Annotated in this window: 24 protein-coding genes; 18 read left to right on the top strand and 6 right to left on the bottom strand. The window is 66.3% G+C overall.

What is annotated here, in order from left to right; genetic code table 11:
• The first annotated feature begins 60 nt into the window (after positions 1-60).
• A complete protein-coding gene (locus tag DXK93_RS23900) occupies positions 61-702 on the top strand; it encodes a DUF2239 family protein (protein WP_119451345.1) in 642 nt (213 codons plus the stop codon).
• 96 nt (positions 703-798) lie between these two features.
• On the opposite strand, the gene DXK93_RS23895 is transcribed toward DXK93_RS23900, so the two are convergent.
• On the bottom strand, positions 799-1,392 hold the full coding sequence (locus DXK93_RS23895; RefSeq protein ID WP_119451344.1) for a LysE family translocator: 594 nt from the start codon (positions 1,390-1,392) through the stop codon (positions 799-801).
• Between the two features lie 118 nt (positions 1,393-1,510).
• Here DXK93_RS23895 and DXK93_RS23890 point away from each other — a divergent pair, with 118 nt between their 5' ends.
• Both DXK93_RS23890 and DXK93_RS23885 read left to right on the top strand, forming a co-directional pair.
• Positions 1,511-2,461 (top strand): GlxA family transcriptional regulator, encoded by a 951-nt coding sequence (locus DXK93_RS23890; RefSeq protein WP_119451343.1) that lies wholly within the window; start codon positions 1,511-1,513, stop codon positions 2,459-2,461.
• A 107-nt stretch (positions 2,462-2,568) separates the two neighbouring features.
• A complete protein-coding gene (locus DXK93_RS23885; RefSeq protein WP_119451342.1) occupies positions 2,569-2,949 on the top strand; it encodes a DCC1-like thiol-disulfide oxidoreductase family protein in 381 nt (126 codons plus the stop codon).
• Positions 2,950-3,007: 58 nt separating this feature from the next.
• Here DXK93_RS23885 and DXK93_RS23880 read toward each other — a convergent pair whose 3' ends face one another.
• On the bottom strand, positions 3,008-3,277 hold the full coding sequence (locus DXK93_RS23880) for a hypothetical protein (protein WP_119451341.1): 270 nt from the start codon (positions 3,275-3,277) through the stop codon (positions 3,008-3,010).
• A gap of 122 nt (positions 3,278-3,399) precedes the next feature.
• Complete coding sequence (locus DXK93_RS23875) at positions 3,400-4,119, bottom strand: carbonic anhydrase (RefSeq protein WP_119451340.1); 720 nt, start codon at positions 4,117-4,119, stop codon at positions 3,400-3,402.
• A 192-nt stretch (positions 4,120-4,311) separates the two neighbouring features.
• Here DXK93_RS23875 and DXK93_RS23870 point away from each other — a divergent pair, with 192 nt between their 5' ends.
• The 3 genes from DXK93_RS23870 (at position 4,312) to DXK93_RS23860 (ending at position 5,758) form a co-directional block, all read left to right on the top strand.
• Positions 4,312-4,497 (top strand): hypothetical protein, encoded by a 186-nt coding sequence (locus tag DXK93_RS23870; protein ID WP_119451339.1) that lies wholly within the window; start codon positions 4,312-4,314, stop codon positions 4,495-4,497.
• 167 nt (positions 4,498-4,664) lie between these two features.
• On the top strand, positions 4,665-5,156 hold the full coding sequence (locus DXK93_RS23865; RefSeq protein ID WP_233564603.1) for a hypothetical protein: 492 nt from the start codon (positions 4,665-4,667) through the stop codon (positions 5,154-5,156).
• Between the two features lie 2 nt (positions 5,157-5,158).
• A complete protein-coding gene (locus DXK93_RS23860; RefSeq protein ID WP_119451338.1) occupies positions 5,159-5,758 on the top strand; it encodes an OmpA family protein in 600 nt (199 codons plus the stop codon).
• 29 nt (positions 5,759-5,787) lie between these two features.
• On the opposite strand, the gene DXK93_RS23855 is transcribed toward DXK93_RS23860, so the two are convergent.
• The 3 genes from DXK93_RS23855 to DXK93_RS23845 are packed head-to-tail and all read right to left on the bottom strand — an operon-like array spanning position 5,788 to position 8,301.
• The gene (locus DXK93_RS23855; protein WP_119451337.1) at positions 5,788-6,297 is read right to left on the bottom strand and encodes a RidA family protein; all 510 of its coding nucleotides are present in this window, start codon (positions 6,295-6,297) and stop codon (positions 5,788-5,790) included.
• Positions 6,297-7,268 (bottom strand): tripartite tricarboxylate transporter substrate binding protein, encoded by a 972-nt coding sequence (locus tag DXK93_RS23850; protein WP_158598573.1) that lies wholly within the window; start codon positions 7,266-7,268, stop codon positions 6,297-6,299. Before DXK93_RS23850 ends, DXK93_RS23855 begins: the two co-directional genes overlap by 1 nt.
• Before the next feature lie 25 nt (positions 7,269-7,293).
• Positions 7,294-8,301 (bottom strand): membrane dipeptidase, encoded by a 1,008-nt coding sequence (locus tag DXK93_RS23845; protein ID WP_119451335.1) that lies wholly within the window; start codon positions 8,299-8,301, stop codon positions 7,294-7,296.
• A gap of 98 nt (positions 8,302-8,399) precedes the next feature.
• Here DXK93_RS23845 and DXK93_RS23840 point away from each other — a divergent pair, with 98 nt between their 5' ends.
• The 12 genes from DXK93_RS23840 to DXK93_RS23785 all read left to right on the top strand — a co-directional run.
• Positions 8,400-9,281 carry a LysR family transcriptional regulator gene (locus DXK93_RS23840; protein WP_088141055.1) on the top strand — a complete coding sequence of 294 codons (882 nt, stop codon included), beginning with the start codon at positions 8,400-8,402 and terminating at the stop codon, positions 9,279-9,281.
• Positions 9,282-9,297: 16 nt separating this feature from the next.
• The gene (locus DXK93_RS23835) at positions 9,298-9,507 is read left to right on the top strand and encodes a hypothetical protein (RefSeq protein WP_119451334.1); all 210 of its coding nucleotides are present in this window, start codon (positions 9,298-9,300) and stop codon (positions 9,505-9,507) included.
• A 283-nt stretch (positions 9,508-9,790) separates the two neighbouring features.
• Positions 9,791-10,021, top strand: coding sequence for a hypothetical protein (locus tag DXK93_RS23830; RefSeq protein ID WP_054456318.1), 231 nt, complete (start codon positions 9,791-9,793; stop codon positions 10,019-10,021).
• Between the two features lie 237 nt (positions 10,022-10,258).
• Complete coding sequence (locus DXK93_RS23825) at positions 10,259-11,236, top strand: LysR family transcriptional regulator (protein ID WP_054456317.1); 978 nt, start codon at positions 10,259-10,261, stop codon at positions 11,234-11,236.
• Positions 11,233-12,696 carry an NAD(P)/FAD-dependent oxidoreductase gene (locus tag DXK93_RS23820; protein WP_119451333.1) on the top strand — a complete coding sequence of 488 codons (1,464 nt, stop codon included), beginning with the start codon at positions 11,233-11,235 and terminating at the stop codon, positions 12,694-12,696. The genes DXK93_RS23825 and DXK93_RS23820 overlap by 4 nt, the downstream gene beginning before the upstream one ends.
• Positions 12,693-13,667 carry an ABC transporter permease gene (locus DXK93_RS23815; protein WP_119451332.1) on the top strand — a complete coding sequence of 325 codons (975 nt, stop codon included), beginning with the start codon at positions 12,693-12,695 and terminating at the stop codon, positions 13,665-13,667. The genes DXK93_RS23820 and DXK93_RS23815 overlap by 4 nt, the downstream gene beginning before the upstream one ends.
• Positions 13,664-14,578: an ABC transporter permease gene (locus DXK93_RS23810; protein WP_119451331.1), complete on the top strand. Its 915-nt coding sequence runs from the start codon at positions 13,664-13,666 to the stop codon at positions 14,576-14,578. The genes DXK93_RS23815 and DXK93_RS23810 overlap by 4 nt, the downstream gene beginning before the upstream one ends.
• Positions 14,575-15,582 (top strand): ABC transporter ATP-binding protein, encoded by a 1,008-nt coding sequence (locus DXK93_RS23805; protein ID WP_059373245.1) that lies wholly within the window; start codon positions 14,575-14,577, stop codon positions 15,580-15,582. Before DXK93_RS23810 ends, DXK93_RS23805 begins: the two co-directional genes overlap by 4 nt.
• Positions 15,579-16,592, top strand: coding sequence for an ABC transporter ATP-binding protein (locus tag DXK93_RS23800; protein ID WP_059373250.1), 1,014 nt, complete (start codon positions 15,579-15,581; stop codon positions 16,590-16,592). The genes DXK93_RS23805 and DXK93_RS23800 overlap by 4 nt, the downstream gene beginning before the upstream one ends.
• A gap of 65 nt (positions 16,593-16,657) precedes the next feature.
• Positions 16,658-18,229: an ABC transporter substrate-binding protein gene (locus DXK93_RS23795; RefSeq protein ID WP_119451330.1), complete on the top strand. Its 1,572-nt coding sequence runs from the start codon at positions 16,658-16,660 to the stop codon at positions 18,227-18,229.
• Between the two features lie 3 nt (positions 18,230-18,232).
• Complete coding sequence (locus tag DXK93_RS23790; RefSeq protein ID WP_119451329.1) at positions 18,233-19,528, top strand: acyl-CoA thioesterase/bile acid-CoA:amino acid N-acyltransferase family protein; 1,296 nt, start codon at positions 18,233-18,235, stop codon at positions 19,526-19,528.
• An 18-nt stretch (positions 19,529-19,546) separates the two neighbouring features.
• Positions 19,547-20,073 (top strand): CMD domain protein (locus DXK93_RS23785; protein WP_119451328.1); only part of this gene is annotated, 527 nt, incomplete at its 3' end.

Below are 20,073 nucleotides of genomic sequence, written 5' to 3'. Positions count from 1 at the left end.
TGTATTGACATCTATTTTTACCCGGATCATAATTCATCCACAAATTTCACCCGGATAAAAATGAACAACCCGATCTCCCCCCTCCCCGCCGATCCGCACACCGCCTTCGTGGGTCATCGCATTCTTGCGGCTGGCGCGCTCTCCGACGTGGCGCTCGCGGTCAGGCAGGCGATGGACGAAGGCCACGACGCCACCATCCTCGTATTCGATGACCTGTCCGGCAAACAGGTCGATCTGGACCTGAGCGGAAACCATGCCGCCATCGCGGAGCGCCACCGCGTCCGCATTGACCCGGCCGCCCCTGCGCCTGAAGCGCCCGCCAGCCTCGTCGATGACGCGCAACCGCGCGGCCGGGGCCGCCCCAAGCTCGGCGTAGTGGCGCGCGAAGTAACCCTGTTGCCGCGCCATTGGGACTGGCTGGGCGCGCAGCCCGGCGGCGCATCGGTCGTCCTCCGCAAACTGGTGGAACAGGCGCGCCGCGACAACGAGGCGCAGGACCGCCGGCGCGAGCGCCAGGAGGCTGCATACCGGTTCATGTCCAGCATGGCCGGCAACCTGCCCGGTTTCGAGGAAGCCACGCGGGCGCTGTACGCCAACGACCGCGAGCGCTTTACGCAGCAGATCGCCGGATGGCCGGAAGATGTGCGCGGCTACGCCATGGGTCTGGCATGGGGCGCGCCCGACGAAGCCGCCGCGGGCTGATCCGTGTCAGGGTGCGGTCTGCGCGGGCCGCACCCTCCCCCCAAAAGGCCACGGCCTTCCTCGCCGCACTTTCCTCAATGCTGCCACCGGCCTTGCTCACCGCAGCATCGGCCACAATGTCAGCGCCAGCAGCGTTCCCATGCCGATGTTGAACCACTTCAGCCTTCCAGGCTGCGCCAGGAATCCGCGCAGCGCCACGCCGAAGCCCGCCCACAGCGAAACGCTGGGCACGTTCACCACCGCGAACACCAGGCACATCCACGCCAGCGACGCCCAGGGCGCCGCGGCATCCACATAGACCGCAACCGCGGCCAGCGCCACGATCCAGGCCTTGGGATTGATCCATTGGAACAAGGCCGACTCCATGAACGTGAGCGGCCTGGCAGACGCCTGCCCCGCACCGATGGAACGCGATAGGGCTATGCGCCATGCCAGGTACAGCAGATAGACCGCGCCCCCTACCTTCAGGCCCGCCGACAGGGCCGGGCAGGCGTGGAACAGCGCACCGAGGCCCAGGCCTACCCCAAGCAGCAGCGAAGTGAAGCCGGCGGTGATGCCCAGCACTTGGGGCAGCGTCCGGCCGAAGCCGAAGTTCGCGCCAGAGGTCATCAGCATGACGTTGCTAGGCCCTGGCGATACCGAGGTCACGAAGGCGAATACCGTCAGGGCAAGCAGATTTTCAAAAGACAAGATAAGGCTCCCGCAAGACGCGGCGCACGCTTGCGCCAGCGATCAGACAGCGCCATTGTGAGTCCGGGCGGGCCTTATTAATATTGGCGGTTTTGACATCTTTGATAGCGTTCTTGCCATGAAGATCCAGATCCTGGCCCTGGAGGGCGTGTTCGATACCGGCGTGTCAGCCATCCTGGACGTGTTCACCACGGCCAACGAGCTGGCGCCGCTGCTGCCCGAACCGGTCCGGCCGTTCGACGCGCGGATCGTCGGCATGCGCCGCAAGGTGCGTACCGCACAGGGATTCGGCGTGCCCGTCTCGGGCAGCCCGGACCCGTCGGACCCGGACTGGCTCGTGATCCCCGCCATTGCCTGCAAGATGCCCGAAACCCTGCTGCCCGCGCTGGACCGCGCCGACGTGCGCGACGCCGGCCGCATGCTGCGGCAGCGCGCGCCCGGCGCGAACACCGCCGCAGCCTGCATCGGCACCTTCGTCCTGGCGGAATCCGGCCTGCTGGACGGCCACAAGGCCACCACCACCTGGTGGCTGGCCCCGCTGTTCAGGCAGCGCTATCCGGCGGTGGACCTGGAGGACGAACGCATGCTGGTGCGTTCGTCGTCGCTGCTGACCGCGGGCGCGGCGCTCAGCCACATGGACATGGCGCTGTGGCTGGTGCGCCAGGCCAGTCCGGAGCTGGCCGCGCTGGTGGCGCGCTATCTGATCGTGGACCAGCGGCCCTCGCAGTCGGCCTATGTCATTACCGATCACCTGACGCATGCCGAGCCGCTGGTACAGGCCTTCGAGCGCTGGGCCCGCGCGCATCTTGCGCAGGGATTCTCGCTGGACGCCGCGGCGCAGGCGCTGGGCGCCAGCAAGCGCACGCTGGCGCGCCGCATGCAGGAGGTCCTGGGCAAGAGCCCGCTGTCGTTCTTCCAGGACCTGCGCGTGGAGCGCGCGGCCCATTTGCTGAAGACCAGCAACCAATCGCTGGAGCAGATCGCGGCGCAAGTCGGCTATGCCGACGGCGTCACGCTGCGCAACCTGCTGCGCCGGCGCCTGGGCCACGGCGTGCGCCAGATGCGCTGAAACCCGCGCCGCGATGCGGGCGGTGGGCGCTTGCCGCGATATGCGTTTTAATCGGATGTAAGAGGCAGGCGCGCCTTTCGCGCCCGCGCATTTCCACACGGTGCATCATGGCCATCGCAAAGAACTTCCTGCTCTACGACGGAGACTGCCCTTTCTGCTCGAACTACGTGCGGATGCTGCAACTGCAGAAGGCCGTCGGCCCCATCGACCTGCTGAACATGCGCGACCACCCAGACCTGGCGGTGGCCTACAACGCGCAAGGCTACGATCTGAACCAGGGCATGCTGCTGCACCTGGACGGGCAGGACTACTGGGGCGCGGACTGCATCAACCGCCTGGCGCTGATCAGTACCGGCAACGACCTGTTCAACAGCGTCAACGCGGCCGTGTTCCGCAACCCATGCCTGTCGACGGCGCTTTACCCCTTCATGCGCACCGGCCGCAGCCTGGCGCTGACGCTATTGGGCAAGAAGAAGATGCAGATGTAGCCGCGCCAGCCGCTGAGCCAACGCAGGAACGGTATCTGATTAAATACGGCGCGCCACGCTACGCGGCGCCGACGGCTCTCGCCAAAGGCGCTTCGGCCTTTTCCGTGTGCACGCCCGCATCGGAGCGGCGCCACCCCGAAGCCGGGTCGCGCTTGTCGTAGAGATAATCCCAATCCGTGCCGCACACCGCACAGGTGTACGCCTCGTGCTGCACGCCGCGTTGCTGCTGCCCCGTCGATCGCACCACGCCCAGGCTGATCAGGCTGTCATGACCAGGCGCGTCGCGCCGGTCCCTGACGATAGCCTCGCATTTTTCGCACGCCCCCATGCCTCTTCCCCTTTCAATATCCTTTCATCGGATATTACGAAGGGAAAAACGATTAAAGCTCAGCAATTCTCACCAGTTCGAGGCCGGCCGGCGCTGGAATTCAGCCGACCCCGGCGCTGGCGTCAGACCAACGTCACCTTGCCCGTTGCCAGGCTGTACACGCCGCCCACCACTCCCAACTTTTTCTGCTGCACCATCTCTTGCAACAGCGGCTGCGCAGTCTTCAGGCGTTCAACCGCAAGGCGCACATTGGCCTGCACGGCAGCCGACATCAGATCCCTTGCGCCCGACTTGCTCGCGATCTCGACAGCGGGCTTGATCGCGTTCACCAGCGCGGGCAGATGGCCAGGGAATTCCGTCTTGTCCTGCCACGCCTTCACCGTCGCGTCCACCGCGCCGCAGTTGTCGTGGCCCAGTACCACGATGAGCGGCGCCCGCAGAACCAGCGTGCCGTACTCCAGGCTGGCCAGACCGTCTTCGTTCACGAAGTTGCCGGCCACGCGCACAATGAAGAGGTCGCCCGGCCCTTGGTCGAAAGCCAGTTCCGGCGCCACCCGCGAGTCCGAACAGCCCAGGATGGCGGCGATGGGCTTCTGCTTCACGGCGCGAGCCGCGCGTCCCGCGGAATAGTCCCGCATGTTCGGCTTGTTGGCGGCGTAGCGGGCATTGCCGGCCATCAGGCGTTTCAGGGCCTCGTCGGGGCCGATATCGTTTGACGGCACGGCGGCTTGGGCATCGCCCAGCCAGCCTGAAGCGCCAGCCGCGGCGATCGCGGCGGCGCCGAACAGCAGGCGGCGGCGGTTGAACTGCGGGGAATTGGCGAAAGAGGAACAGTCGCACATGGGGCTCTCCTGAAAGAAGAACATCCGGGAAACCAGCGCAGCACCATTGTGCTGCCGCAGCGCCCTCAATTGCTCAAGCATTGCGCTGCCGCGATCAAAAAAAAGCGCCGCAAATGCCCGCTTGAGAAACACGGAGCGTGGGCGTAACGTGGATAAGCGGCATATGCCGCGTCACCTGCATAGGTACGCACCATGACGCCCAACACTCCCCGCCCCAATCCCGCCCACGCTGCCCCGGACGCGCATGCCGACAAGGAACGCGCCCGCGCCGATCATCAGCACGAGGAAGCCCGGCGCAAGGCGCTCGCCGGCTCGCAGCACAAGGAAAACACCCGCAGCGTCGCCGCGCCGCGCTTTCATGGGCACCGCGGCGGATAAGCGTCCAGGCTGGCTAGATTCCGTAACGTCTTGGAAAAACATCAAACTGAAATAAGCGCCTGAAAGTTGGACCATCTTGCGTTGGACTTTTTGGACGGGACCAAAAGGATGAATCCCGGTCCGGATGCCCTGCCCTGAATGGTTTTCAACGACAAAGGATGCTTATCGTGATTCCGATCAGAAAGACAGCCGCCGCCTGTGCCCTGGGTTTGGGCATGATGGTGGCGGCAGCCGGCCAGACCGCCATGGCGCAAGGCCAGGCCGACGCTCCCGCGCCCCTGGCCACCGGCCTGACCGATTCCGGCAGCGCGGAAGGCCAGGTCATCGAAGCGGTGCGCAGCGGTGACATCCTGTCCATCAAGATCCGGTTCAAGCCCATCGTCGACGGCAAGACGGAAATGATCTACTCGCAGATCAGCAAGGACGATTACGCCAACAGCTTCTACGTCATCGCCGGCAACAAGAAGCACCTGCTGCTGAAAGACAGCAGCGACAAGCCGCTGACCAATCCCAAGCTGCTCATCCGCACGTCCAAGGACACCCCCATGGCCGGTTCCTGGCAGGGCAAGTTCCCTGCCCCGCCCAAGGAAATCAAGGAGGTTTCGCTGACCATCCCGGGCGTGGAGACCTTCGACGCCATCAAGATCACCGACCGCTGACCATGGCCGCCGCCACGCGCGCGCCGACTCTCCTGGCCGCGGCGCTGCTCGCCGCTGCCAGCGGCTCCTGGGCGCAGGAGCCTCCCTATAAGGCCGAGATCCTGGATCTGCAGGCCACCATCCTGGACCTGAAGGGATTGCCTGCCGATGCCAGCGGCGGCATATCGGACCTGAACGCGCAGATAGACGGACTGGCCGCGCGCCACGACGGCCTGTCGGTGCGGCAAGACAAGAACGCCGTGACCGTCGCCATGCTGGGCGATGTGCTGTTCGATTTCGACAAGACCGCCATACGCCCCGCCGCCGAACCTACGCTGCGTGACATCGCCAGCCTGATCAAATCCAGTTCGGCCGGCACCGTCGGCATCGAAGGCCACACCGACTCCAAGGGATCGGCCTCCTACAACAAGGATCTGTCGCTACGCCGCGCGCAGGCGGTGGCGCAATGGCTGGCAAGCCATGGCGTGGACAAGTCGCGGCTGACGGTCAAAGGACTGGGCGATACCCAGCCGATCCAGTCGAACCGGCTGGCCAACGGTTCGGACAATCCGCAAGGACGGGCGCAGAACCGGCGGGTGGAGTTCGTGCTGCCCAAGCGCTGAGCAAGCCCTGCGTGGGGCCGGCAGCGGCCTCAGCCGGCCGGTATTCGCGAGGAGTCCGCAGCCCTCAGTGCCACGTCCATGCTGACCAGCACCGGCGCATTGCGCGGCAACTCGCGCACGCCAATGACCGAACGCGGATGCTCGCCCTGGCGGCCGAAGATCGCGACCAGCAGTTCCGATCCGGTATCGGCAATGGCGGATAGCCGCGTGCTGGCGCGCTCGCCCACCTGGAAGAAGTAGTTGACGCGCAATACCTGTTCCACCGCACCCAGGCTGCCCTGCGCGTGGTGGGCCACCCACGACAGCGCATGCAGCACGCACAGGCGCACGGCCTCGCACGCCTGTGCTTCGCCGACCTGCTCACCCACCGCGCCTTGAACCAGCAACTGGTCCGCGCTGAGCTTCGGAATCTGCCCTGCGACGTACACCGCGCTGCCGTGCCGCAGCGCCGGCAGATAGGCATAGTGCGTCGGCGTAGGCTGGGGCAAGGCCAGGCCCAGGGCCTGCAAGCGCGCATCGGCTCCGGTCAGGATGCTCATCACAAACTGCCGGGCAGGAAGTTGACTTGTTTGGCCAGCGTCGCCCAGCGCTTGTTTTCGGCCGCGACGAAATCGGCGAAGGCCTGGGCCGAGCCGCCCTTGGTGCTTACCCCTTGCTCCTTCAGGCGCGAGGCCACTTCGGGCGACTGCAAGGCCCGGTTGAAGTCCTCGTTGAGTTTCTTGACGACTGCCTCGGGTGTACCAGCCGGAGCGACGATGCCCTGCCACGAAGTGATGTCCATATCCACCAGGCCGACTTCCTTGTAGCTGGGAATGTCCGGCGCCGTATCTATCCGTTCAGACGAAGTGACCGCCAGGGCCCGCAGCTTGCCGGCCTGGACGTGCGGCAGCAAGGTGATCACCGGATCCAGGATCAGACTGATGTGTCCGCCAAGCAGATCGTTGATGGCGGGTGCGCTGCCCTTGTAGGGGATGTGCGCCATGCGGATGCCCGCCCGCTGCTTGAACAGTTCGCCGGCCAGAAAGGTCGAGCTGGACGCGGAACCGAAAGTCAGCGTGTCCGGCTTGTCCTTGGCATAGGCGATGAACTCCTTCATCGTCTTGGCGGGCACGGCGTTGCCGGTGGCGATGATGTAGGGTTGGTCGGCCAACAGGATCACGGGCGCGAAGTCCCGCGTGGCGGAGTACGGCAGGCTGCTGTACTGCAGTTCATTGATCGACATGATCGGCAGGTTGGCCAACAGCAGCGTATAGCCGTCCGCCGGTGCGCGGGCCACGAACTCGGCCCCGATGATGCCGCTGGCGCCGGGCTTGTTCACCACCAGCACGGGCTGCTTGACGTCCTGGCCCAGCTTTTGCGCGACAGTGCGCACGACCAGATCGGCCACGCCACCCGGCGGGAACGGCACGACGATCTGTATGCTTTTGTGGGGAAAGTCCTGCGCGCTGGCGTTGCAGACGGCGCCCAGCGCCAGCGTGGCGCACGCAAGGATGCGAATGGCGTTCTTCATGTATGTGCTCCGAGGTTGCGACCGTTCAGGGATTGCGGGTAGTAGTGGCTTGCGGGCCGAAGCTTGCATCGAAGAAGCGCATCCAGTTGCCGCCCATCAATAGCGCCACCTCGTCCGCTGAAAACCCCGTGGCGCGCAAGCCCTGTTCGATGTTCTTGAAATCCCGGCTGTCCTGGAACCAGCCGGGCTGCGGCGGAAACCCCGGCTGCGCGGCCGAGCCTTCGCCGTAGTCGATGTTCTTGGTATAGCGGCCCGTGCGCATCCACTGGACCACCGAGTCCGGCTGGTCCTGGCACAGGTCCGAGCCCAGGCCCAGGTGCTCCACCCCCACCAGATCCGCGGTGCGCGCCACCATGGCGCAGAAGTCGTCCAAGGTACAGGCCGATTTGTTCTTGAGGTGATGCGGATACAGCGAAAAGCCGAACATGCCGCCCGCGCCAGCCAGCGCCTTGAGCACCGTGTCCGACTTGTTGCGCAGCGCCTGCGCCCATGAATGCGGATTGGCGTGGCTGATGGTGATGGGCCGCTCGGACAGTTCTATCGCTTCCAGCGTGGAACGTTCGCCCGAATGGCTCATGTCGATGACCAGCCCGACCCGGTTCATTTCCTTGATCACTTCGCGCCCCATGCGGGTGACGCCGCTGTCGACCGCTTCATAGCAACCCGCAGCCAGCAAGGACTGGTTGTTGTAGGTCAGTTGCATGAAGCGCACGCCCAGCGTGTGCACCACCTCGACCAGGCCGATGTCGTCTTCGATGGGCGACGGGTTCTGCAGCCCGAAAATGATCGCGGTACGGCCGGCCTCGCGGGCGCGCCTGACGTCGTCGCCACTGCGCGCCTGCACGATCAGGTCGGGATAGCGCTCGAACCACCGGTTCCAGCGTTCGATGTTGTGGATCATCTCCCGCAGGTTCTCGTGATACGCGATGGTGACGTGGACCGCGTCCACGCCGCCTTCGCGCAGTTGGCGGAATATCTTTTCGGACCAGTTGCTGTACTGCAGCCCGTCGACGCGTAAGGCGCTTGCGCTCATTGCTTGCTTCCTTGAATGGCAGTGAGCGGTACTGTAGATTTCCGGCCAGAATTCAGTCAAACTAAAATAAATTCGTTCTATTTAATATTTTCTTAAATATGAAACTCGAGCATCTGCGCATGTTCATGGCCGTGGTCGATGCTGGCGAACTGGCGCAGGCCGGTGACCGCGTCGGCCGTACGCCGGCGGCGCTTTCCATGACCTTGAAGCAGCTGGAGTCGGAGCTGGGCGGCCCCTTGTTCGAAGGCGAACGCAAGATCCGCTTGTCTCCCCTGGGCCTTTATGTCCGCGCGCAGGCGCAGCGGGCCATTGCGGAATTCGACTCGGCCGTGGCCCACATGGTCCGCTATGCCAGCGGCGCGCTGGGAACGGCCAAGGTGGCCGCCGTGCCCTCGGCGGCCATCCGGCTGTTGCCCCAGGTCATCGGCTTGATGCGCAGGCAGTATCCGCAGGTACGGGTCGACCTGCGCGACATAGACTCGGCCGCGGTGGGCAAGGCGGTGGCCGATGGCGAGGTCGATTTCGGCATAGCCACGCTGCCGGCGCCCCTGCCCGGCATCGTGACCGAACCCCTGTTCGAAGACCGTTTCGTGCTGGTGTGTCCGGCCGGGCACCGCCTGACGAAGCTGCGGCGCGAGGCGCGCTGGCGCGATATCGACGCCGCGGAGTTCATTGCAAACGGCCTGTGCGCCCGGTTCGACTCCCCGGAAGTGGCCGCGTTGGTGGAAGCCTCGCTGCTGACGGTGCGCAATACCACATCCTTGCTGACCTTTGTCGAACAAGGCTTCGGCGTCACCATCCTGCCGGCGCTGGCGGTCACGGCTAGCGCAAAATTGGCGATCGTACCCCTGGCCGACCAAAGCGCCGTCCGCAGCCTGGAAGTACTGACCCGCGGCGGCGAGACGCTCAGCCCGGCCGCTCAGGCGCTATTGGGACTCACGCGCAGCATGGCTGCCGAGTTGGCATTGGCCTGGTCATGAACTTTTCAGGACATCGATGAAATTCGACATCTACGGCAGGTTTCAGCTCGACATCCAGCGCGAGGGCGCGGTGTGGACGGCGTACCGTTCGGACGCCGGCAAACGCGTACGTGCTGCGGACATTGCCATTCCTGCCGATGTGCCCGCGGACGGGCTGGCCGAATATCTGGATGACATCTATCACGAGTTGTCCGGTCCGGGCGACCGGATTGAGCGTATCGGCTAGGGCAGCCGGACTACTCCTCTTCACCGTAGCCGAAAGGCCAACGGCGCTTGTTCGGCTCGGGCGCGGGTTGCTGACTGTGCATGACGGGCTCCTGAGGTTCGATGGACGAATACTACCGGCATCCGCCAAATCGAACTGCAAAGGTTCGCAAAGATCGCGGCAATCATGCCGCAAGAGCCCCATCCGTGTTTCTAACACAAGGTGGACGCAACCCGCATCGGGGCTAGAACGTATGCCATTTCCCGGACCGGCGCGTAGGATTGAAGCCGTACGGGAGAGCGCCATGCCAGATTCCAGCTGGATTTGCGGCAGCGAGCCGCCGGGTCGCCAGGGATTCTTCGAGACGGAATTCAATACTGGCCAGACCGAAGTCACGATGTACTCCGTATTGGGCTGGATGCCGCCAGCGCATCGCGGCTACGTGGTCCGGTGGCGCTCGCTGGAACCAGCGGTGGAACAGGCGGAGATCGAACGCTATCTGTATTACCGGCGCGAGGGACGCGGGCATTCTTGACGCCCCAGGCTGGCCGCTTCTCTCCCGTTAATGCTCGCAAAGCCCGCGAATGCCGACGCGGGCTTTTTCTTTGTCCGGCGCGGCGTACAGGCGCCACCGCCGCAAGCCCTTGAAATAACTACCAGTTATGAAATTCCCTGATGAAAACCCCATCAGGGAATTTACTTATGCTCTTTAATTATTTGCAAAGCGCATACTTGCCGGGCAAGAATTCGTCCTTGGCATAAATCAAACCAGATGGAACTTCGTCAACTCGAGGCCTTCGCGGCCGTCATGTCCACGGGCAGCGTCACTGCTGCCGGCCGGCTGTTGGGCCGCTCCCAGCCGGCGATCAGCCGGTTGTTGCAGGAACTGGAAGCCGAGATCGGCTATCCCTTGTTTGCGCGCAGCGGCCCGCGCGTGACGCCCACCGAGCAGGGCTTCCTGCTGTATGACGACGTCGAGCGCGCGTTGGCGGGCATGCAGCAGATCCGCAGCCGCGCCGATGAAATCGCGCGTGGCCAGGCCCAGCCGCTGCTGATGGCCGCCACTTCCGCCCTGGCGGCGGGCCTGGTGCCCGACGCGCTCAAGCGCATCGAGGACCGGGTCGGCGCCGCGCGCATCCAATTGCGCAGCGCCTCGCCCGAGCGCGTGGTGCACGCCGTGCTATCCGGCGCCGCGCAACTGGGCGCGACCAGCCTGCCGCTGGAGCATCGCGGCCTGACGGTGCACTGGATCGGGCAAGCGCCCTGTGTGGTCGCGCTGCCGGAAAACGATCCGCTGGCGCAACAAGCCGTGGTGCCAGTCGCCGCACTGGCCGGGCGCCGCATGATCACGATGGCCAATCCCTATCGCCTGCGCCGCCGCCTGGATGCCGCGCTGGCGCAGAACGCCCAGACGCTGGGCACCATGGAAACCAACTCGTCCGTCAACGCCCTGGCCGCCGTGCGCGCCGGGCTGGGCGTGTCGGTGCTGGAACCGATCACCGCCTACGGCGCCCCCATGCCGGGCGTGGCGATCCGTCCCATCGACCTGGACATCCCCTTTTTCTTCGGGGTCATCACCCCGCAGTCGCAAACGCTGACGCCGGCCTGCCAGGCCATGGCGGACGCGCTCGCCCAAGCCGCCGCGGCCCTGCTGCCCGGCTTCGCCCTGCACGACGCCGCCGAGCATTCGGCCCTGCTGCAGTCGATCTATGGCGACGACGCCCCTCTTACGGAATCCCCTGCTATATGAATCAGCCTGTAGCCACCCCGCCGCAAGGCCTAGCCGCGCTGGAAGCGCGCCTGCGGCAAGACCTGTCCTGGCTGGAACTGCCCGCCAAGAACTGGGTCACGCCCCGCCTCGTCGACGGCCAGCCGGTGCTGGACGTGGCCATCATCGGCGGCGGCATGGCCGGCCTGGCCGCGGCCGCCTCGCTCAAGCACCTGGGCATCAACGCCCCGATTTTCGACCAGGCGCCCGAAGGCTACGAAGGTCCCTGGGCCACCACCGCCCGCATGGAAACCCTGCGTTCGCCCAAGCAATTGACCGGCCCCGCGCTGGGCCTGCCGGCGCTGACCTTCCGCGCCTGGTTCGAGGCGCAGTTCGGCGTTGACGCCTGGGAAGCGCTGGACAAGATTCCGCGCCTGCAATGGATGGACTACCTGCGCTGGTACCGCCGCGCGCTGGAACTGGATGTGCGCAACGAGCACCGCATCCTGGCCGTGCTGCCGCGCGCCGACCAGTTGGTGCAGCTGGACATCGAATCCCTCGCCGGACGCAGCACGGTGTTGGCGCGCCGCGTGGTGCTGGCCACCGGCCGCGACGGCCTGGGCGGCGCCTATGTGCCTGATTTTGCGAAGAAGCTGCCGCGCGACCGCTGGGCGCATTCGTCCGACGTGATGGACTACGGGACGCTAGCCGGCAAGCGCGTGGGCGTGGTGGGCGCGGGTGCCTCGGCCATGGACAGCGCGGGCACCGCGCTGGAAGCCGGCGCCGCCAGCGTGGACCTGCTGATCCGCCGCAACGACATTCCGCGCATCAACAAGGGCAAGGGCGCGGGCAATCCGGGGCTGACCCATGGGCACCTGGCCCTGCCCGACGAATGGAAGTGGAAGATCCGCCACTACATCAACGCCGCCCAGGTGCCGCCGCCCCGCGGCAGCACGCTGCGCGTCTCGCGCCACCCCAACGCCCGCTTCAACCTGGGCTGCGGCGTGCAGGACCTGGCGCTGGTCGGCGACGAGATCCACGTCACCACGCCCAAGGGCGTGTTCGTGCTGGACTTCCTGATCTTCTCCACGGGTTTCCGCATCGACTGGACCGTGCGTCCGGAGTTCGCCGCGCTGGCGCCGCACGTGCGCGCCTGGGGCGACCGCTACGTGCCGCCGGCTGGCGAAGAAGACCAGGAACTGCACGACTCGCCCGACCTGGGCGCGGTATTCGAATTGCAGGAAAAGACCCCGGGCGCCTGTCCCGGCCTGGACCGCGTGCATTGCTTCTCCTACCCCGCCGCGCTGACGCAAGGCACGATCTCGGGCGACATCCCGGCCATCAGCGAAGGCGCCAAGCGCCTGGCGCAAGGCATCGCCGGCCTGTTCTATCGCGAGGACGTGGAGACGCACTACGCCAATATGGAAGCGTTCTGCGAGCCGGAAGTGTTCGGCGATGAATGGACGCCGGCCCCGGCCCCGCAAGCGGAGACCGCGCAATGACGGGCTGGTTGCTGCGCCGCATCGCGCAAGCCGCGGTGGTGGTCTTCCTGATGACGCTGATCGTCTTCGTGGGCCTGCACGCCATCGGCAATCCGGTGGACATCCTAATTGGCCAGGACGTGGACCAGGTGGACCGCACCCGCATCATTGCCGAACTCGGCCTGGACAAGCCGCTGTGGGAACAGTACCTGGCGTTCCTGAACGGCGCCCTGCACGGCAATCTGGGCAATAGCTTCGTCTACAACATCCCGGCCGTGGAACTGGTGATCCAGCGCCTGCCGGCGACTTTCGAACTGGCCATCGCCGCGATGATGCTGGCCGTGGTGGTGGGCCTGCCGCTGGGCCTGTACGCCGGCCTGTATCCGGACAGCCGCTTCGCCAAGATGATCATGGCGGGCAGCATCGTCGGCTTCTCGCTGCCGACGTTCTGGATCGCGCTGATGCTGATCATGACCTTCAGCGTGTCGCTGGGCTGGCTGCCGGCCAGCGGCCGCGGCGAGACGGTGGAGTTCCTGGGCTTCCAGTGGTCCTGGCTGACGGCCGACGGCTGGCGCCACCTGATCCTGCCGGCGTTCAACCTGTCGCTGTTCAAGATCTCGCTCGTGATCCGCCTGACCCGCGCCGGCGTGCGCGACGTGCTGCCTCTGGACTTCGTGAAGTTCGCCCGCGCCAAGGGCCTGTCGCCCATGCGCGTGGTCTGTGTGCACGTGTTGCGCAACACCATGATTCCGCTGGTGACGGTGCTGGGCCTGGAGCTGGGCTCCACCATCGCCTTCGCCGTGGTCACGGAAAGCATCTTCGCCTGGCCCGGCGCCGGCAAGCTGATCCTGGACAGCCTGAACGCACTGGACCGCCCCGTCATCGTGGCCTACCTGATCGTGGTGGTGTGCCTGTTCGTGACCCTGAACCTGATCGTGGACATTCTTTATAAAGTGCTGGACCCGCGGGTGCGGCTGGAGGCCTCGGCATGAGCGCCGTATCGACAAACCCCACTCCCGCGCTGCGCCGCGAATCGCCGTGGCGGCGCAACCTGGCCGAGTTCATGTCGTCCAAGACGGCGGTGCTGGGCCTGACGGTTGCCACGTTGCTGATCCTGGCCGCCATCCTGGCGCCCTGGATCGCGCCGCAGAACCCCTATGACCTGCTGCAGATCGACGTGCTGGACGCGCGCCTGCCGCCGGGCAGCATGAACGGCCTGGACACCTTCCACTACTGGCTGGGCACCGACGGCCAGGGCCGCGACCTGCTCTCGGGCATTCTGTACGGCCTGCGCATCAGCCTGATGGTGGGCGTGGGCTCGGCCGTCATCGCCGGCATCGTCGGCACGCTGCTGGGCCTGCTTGCGGCCTACGCCGGCGGCAAGGTCGACGCGCTGATCATGCGCCTGGTCGACCTGATCCTGTCGTTCCCGTCCATCCTCGTGGCCATGATGATCCTGGCCTACCTGGGCAAGGGCGTGGGCAACGTGGTGCTGACGCTGGTGATCCTGGAATGGGCCTACTACGCCCGCACCGCGCGCGGCCAGGCCCTGGTCGAGCGCCGCCGCGAATACGTGGAAGCCGCCCGCTGCCTGGACATCCCCAACTGGCGCATCATGTTGAAGCACATCCTGCCCAACTGCCTGCCGCCGCTGATCGTCATCGGCACTTTGCAGATCGCGCGCGCCATCACGCTGGAAGCCACCCTGAGCTTCCTGGGCCTGGGCGTGCCCGTGACCGAACCGTCGCTGGGGCTGCTGATCTCCAACGGCTTCCAGACCATGCTGTCCGGCGAATACTGGATCAGCTTCTATCCCGGCATCGCGCTCCTGATCACCATCGTGGCGATCAACCTGGTGGGCGACCGCCTGCGCGACGTGCTGAACCCGAGGACCCACAAATGAGCGCCGACCGCCATATTGCCGGCGCGCCGACGCTGGAGGTGCGCAACCTGCGCACCCACTTCCATACCCGCGCGGGCGTGCTGCCCGCCGTGGACGACGTTTCCTTCACGCTGGAACGCGGCAAGATCCTGGGCCTGGTCGGCGAGTCCGGCTCGGGCAAGTCCGTCACGGGCTTCTCCATCATGGGCCTGGTCGACGCGCCGGGCCGCATCGTCGGCGGCGAAGTGCTGTTCCAGGGCCGCGACCTGACCAAGCTGGCGCCGCGCGAACTGCGCAAGCTGCAGGGCAACCGCATCGCCATGATCTTCCAGGATCCGATGATGACGCTGAACCCCGTGCTGCGGGTGGACGCGCAAATGATCGAGACCGTGCGCGCGCACAACAAGATGAGCGCAGCGCAAGCCCGCGCCCTGTCGCGCGACACCCTGGGCATGATGGGCATCCCCAGCCCCGAAGAGCGGCTGCTGGCCTACCCGCATCAGCTGTCCGGCGGCATGCGCCAGCGCGTGGCCATCGCGATTGCCATGCTGCACCGGCCCGACCTGATCATCGCCGACGAACCCACCACCGCGCTGGACGTCACCATCCAGGCGCAGATCCTGTCCGAAGTGCAGAAGCTCGCGCAGCAGCACGGCACCAGCCTGATCTGGATCACCCACGACCTGTCGGTGGTGGCCGGCCTGGCCGACGACGTGGCGGTGATGTACGCCGGCCGCATCGTCGAGCACGGCACCGTCGACGACGTGCTGGACCGTCCGCAGCACCCCTATACCGTGGGCCTGATCGACAGCCTGCCCAGCAACAACCGACGCGGCCAACGCCTGCGCCAGATCCCCGGCATGACGCCCAACCTGCTCAACCTGCCCGCGGGCTGTGCCTTCGCGGCGCGCTGCTCGCGCGCCACCGCCGCCTGCGGCCAGCAGCCCGGCATCACCCAGGCCTTGCCCGAACACAAAGTGCGCTGCTTCCATCCCACGATCCAGACCAGCGAGGTAATGGCATGAGCACGACCGCCCCTACCCCGCTGATTGATCTCAGCCAAGTCAGCAAGCGTTTCGGCGAACGCCCGACCGGCCCCGCGACGCGCGCCATGCAGCGCCTGGGCCTGTCCAAGCCGCCCGCCGTGACCCGCGCCGTCGACAACGTGGACCTGATCGTCAACCCCGGCGAAGTGGTCGGCCTGGTCGGCGAGTCCGGCTGCGGCAAGTCCACGCTGGGCCGCATCGCGGCTGGCCTCTTGACGCCCTCCGGCGGCGAAATCCGCATCAATGGCGTGCGCCCGGCCGACATGAACTCGGCCCAGGCCCATGCCGCGCGCCTGCAAGTGCAGATGATCTTCCAGGACCCCTACGCCAGCCTCAACCCGCGCCTGCGCGTGGACGAGATCGTGGGCGAAGCGGCCCGCATCCACGGCCTGGTCGGCAATGGCGACTTCGACGACTACGTCAGCGCCCAGCTGGAACGCGCCGGCCTGGACCCCGCGCTGCGTCAGCGCTATCCGCACCAGTTCAGCGGCGGCCAGCGCCAGCGCATCGGCATCGCCCGCGCCCTGGCCGTGCAGCCCACCATGCTGGTGTGCGACGAGGCCGTGGCCGCGCTGGACGTGTCGATCCAGGCGCAGATCCTGAACCTTTTCATGGACCTGCGAGAAGACCTGGGCTTGACCTATCTCTTCATCAGCCATGACCTGGGCGTGGTCGAGCACCTGTCCGACCGCGTCGTGATCATGTACCTGGGCCGCGTGGTGGAAACGGCGACCGTGGAAGAAGTCTTCCGCCACCCCAACCACCCGTACACGCAAGCCCTGCTGGCCGAGATCCCCAGCCTGAAGTCGCGCCACAAGACCTTTACCGCGATCAAGGGCGAGATCCCCAGCCCGCTGAATCCGCCCGGCGGCTGCCATTTCCATCCGCGCTGCCCGCATGCGATGCCGCGCTGCAAGACCGAGGTTCCCACCTTGAAGGGAATCGCCATCAACCACCTGAGCGCCTGTCACCTGAACGACATGGCGTGACCACCGCCGCCGCGCCGCGGCGCCCGAACCAACCGCCAGTTCCCCCTATACCAAGGACTCCGAACATGAAACGCCTGATTCTGACCACCCTGACCGCCGCCATCCTCGGCGCTTCCGCCGCCGCCAGCGCCGACGACCTGTCCATCGGCTTCGCCGACCCGCTGTCGTCGCTGGACCCGCAGCTGAACAACCACGCCGGCGACCGCTCGGTGGCCCTGCACTTCTGGGACCTGCTGATCGAGAACAAATGGAACAAGCTGCAGCCCGGCCTGGCCGTCAGCTGGAAGCCGCTGGACGACAAGACCTGGGAATTCAAGCTGCGCGAAGGCGTCAAGTGGCAGGACGGCACGCCCTTCACCGCCGATGACCTGATCTACTCCTACACCCGCGCGCGTGCCGTGCCGGGCAGCGTGGCCACCTACGCCGGCTATCTGCGCACCATCGACACGATGACCGCCAAGGATCCGCTGACGCTCATCGTCAAGACCAAGGCCCCCAACCCCGACCTGCCGCTGAACCTGGCCTCGGTGCACGTGGTCAGCAAGCACGTCGGTGAAAAGTCCACCACCGAGGACTACAACTCGGGCAAGGCCATGGTCGGCACCGGCCCCTACAAGTTCGTGTCCTACACCCCCGGCGACCGCGTCATCATGGAACGCAACGACGCCTACTGGGGCGACAAGCAGATCTGGGACAAGGTCAACTACCGCTACATCAACAACGCCGCCGCCCGCACCGCCGCGCTCTTGGCCGGCGACGTGGACGTGATCGACAAGGTCTCGGTGTCCGACCTGGCCAAGCTGCAAAAGGCCGCCAACGTGTCGGTCTACCCCTACGACGGCCTGCGCGTCATGCTGCTGCAGCCCAGCTTCAACCCCGCGCCCAACCAGTACATCACCGACAACAACGGCAAGCCGCTGGACAAGAACCCGCTCTTGGACGTGCGCGTGCGCCAGGCCCTGAACCTGGCCATCAACCGCAAGGCCATCGCCGACCGCATCCTGCAAGGCGCGGCCACCGAAGCCAACCAGTGGATGCCCAAGGGCACCATCGGCTACAACCCCGACGTCAAGGACATCCCCAACGACGTCGCCCAGGCCAAGAAGCTGCTGGCCGAAGCCGGCTACCCGGACGGCTTCAAGCTGACCATGCACGTGCCCAACGACCGCTACCCGCAAGGCCCGGAAACCGCCCAGGCCGTGGCGCAGTTCTGGACCCGCGCCGGCGTCAAGACCCAGGTGGAAGTCGTGCCATGGGCCGTGTACTCGGGCCGCGCCAACAAGAACGAATTCGCGGTCAGCATGCTGGCCTGGGGCAACGGCACCGGCGAAGGCAGCTACGCGCTGGTCAACATCCTGGCCACCGCCGACGCCAAGAAGGGCCTGGGCGCGTCCAACTGGGGCCGCTACAGCAACCCCAAGGTCGACGTCGCGCTGGAGCAATCCACCTCGGAATTCGACGTGGCCAAGCGTGAAGCCATCCTGCGCGACTCCGTCAAGATCGTGTACGACGACGTCGGCATCATCCCGCTGTTCCACTACAAGAACATCTGGGCCACCAAGAAGGGCCTGAAGGTCACCCCCATGACCAGCGACCGCACGGCCGCCATGATGGTGACGAAAGAATCGGGCAAGTAAGCCATGACGCCCACCCTGACCATCACCCCGGCCGTCGACCTGATCGACGTGCCGCGCCAGATCCGGGTCGAACACGTCGCGCCCGGCCAGACGGTGGAAATCACCGCCCTGACCCGCCGCAACGGCGTGCTCTGGCAAAGCCAGGCCGCCTTCGTGGCGGGCGCCGACGGCACGGTCGACCTGGGCCGCGACGCGCCCGTGTCCGGCGACTACGAAGGCGTGGCGCCCATGGGCCTGGTCTGGTCGCAGTCCCCCGTGGACTCGTCCAGCCGCGAACACTTCAACCACCCGGTGACCGACGCCCTGGTCACCGACGTAGTGGCGCGCGTCGCGGGCTCGCAGGCCCAGGCCAGCTTCACCCAGCGCCTGGCGGCTGACGGCGTCACGCGCCAGGACGTGCGCGAAGAAGGCCTGGTCGGCACGTTGTACCTGCCGCCCGGCCCCGGCCCGTTCCCCGCCGTCATGATCCTGAACGGTTCCGGCGGCGGCATCAACGAACCGCGCGCGGCACTGTATGCGTCCCGCGGCTATGCCGCCTTCGCGCTGGCCTACTTCAAGGCGCCGGGCCTGTCGGACTACATCTCCAACACCCCGCTGGAATACTTCCAGACCGGCCTGCGCTGGCTGCGCAAGAAGGTCCAGCCTAAGCACGACTTCGTCGCCATCAGCGGCCAGTCGCGCGGCGGCGAACTGGTGCTGCTCCTGGGCGCCACCTTCCCCGAGGAAGTCTCGGCCGTGGTCGCCTACGTGCCCGGCGCCGTGGTCCACAGCGGCCAGAACGCCTGCGATCCCAAGATCGGCCGCGAAGGCCCCACGTGGCTGCTGGGCGGCAAGCCCCTCCCCCACGTCTGGGAAAACAACCGCACCGCCACCTGGGCGCCCTTCGACGAAGGCCCCTCGCCGCACCGCCACGAGAAAGCCATCCTCACCGCCCTGCAAGACCCCGACGCCGTGGCCCGCGCCCGCATCAAGGTCGAGGACATCCAGGGCCCCGTCATGCTGCTGTCCGGCACCGACGACGGCTCCTGGCCGTCCAGCATCTACTCCAAGATGGTGCAGGACAAGCTGGCCGAGGTGAACCACCCCTATCCGGTCGAGTGGCTGGACTACGAGAACGGCGGGCACTCCATCCTGTTCCCCTACGTGCCCACCACCCAGCTCGTCTACGCCCACCCCGTGTCCGGCAAGATCAGCACCAGCGGCGGCAACCCCAAGGACAACGCCCGCGCCGACCAGGAATCCTGGGAAGGCGTGAAGCAGTTCCTGGACGCCGCTGTCGCAGCACGCGCCGCCAAGTAAAGCATCAAGGAGATCCGCATGGCTGAACCCATCGTCTACAACGTCACGGACGACCTCGTCGACCGCCTGATCGGCCTGGCCCCGGGCGCCAAGACCTACGAAGTGCGCCACTTCCGCGAGAAGGTCGCCGCCGCCACCCAAGGCAGCTACGACGCCCTATTCGACCCCGCGCTGCCCGGTCTGTCCCTGGCCGAGCGCCTGCTGGTCGCGCTGTACGCCACCCGCATCACCCCGTCGCCGCTGCTGGCCGCGCACTACCGCGCTCGCCTGAACGACGCCGGCGCCACCCCGGCCGACATCGCCGTCGCCGAATCCGGCAAGCCGTCAGACGCCGCCACCCCGCGCCTGGCCGCCATCCTGGAATTCACGCGCAAGCTGATCGAGAAACCCGTCGAAGGCGACGAAGCCGCGCTCAAGACCCTGCCCGCCGCGGGCGTCTCCACGCCCGCCGTGGTCACGCTGTCCCAGCTCGTCGCCTTCCTGTCCTACCAGGTCCGCCTAGTCGCCGGCCTGGAAGCCATGAAGGCTGTCTCTTATACACATCT

The sequence above is a fragment of the Achromobacter sp. K91 genome, from assembly GCF_003576205.1.
Taxonomy (GTDB): Bacteria; Pseudomonadota; Gammaproteobacteria; order Burkholderiales; family Burkholderiaceae_B; genus Achromobacter; species Achromobacter aegrifaciens.
The sequence above is the reverse complement of the archived record's forward strand: the minus strand, read 5'-3'. Positions and strand labels throughout refer to the sequence as shown.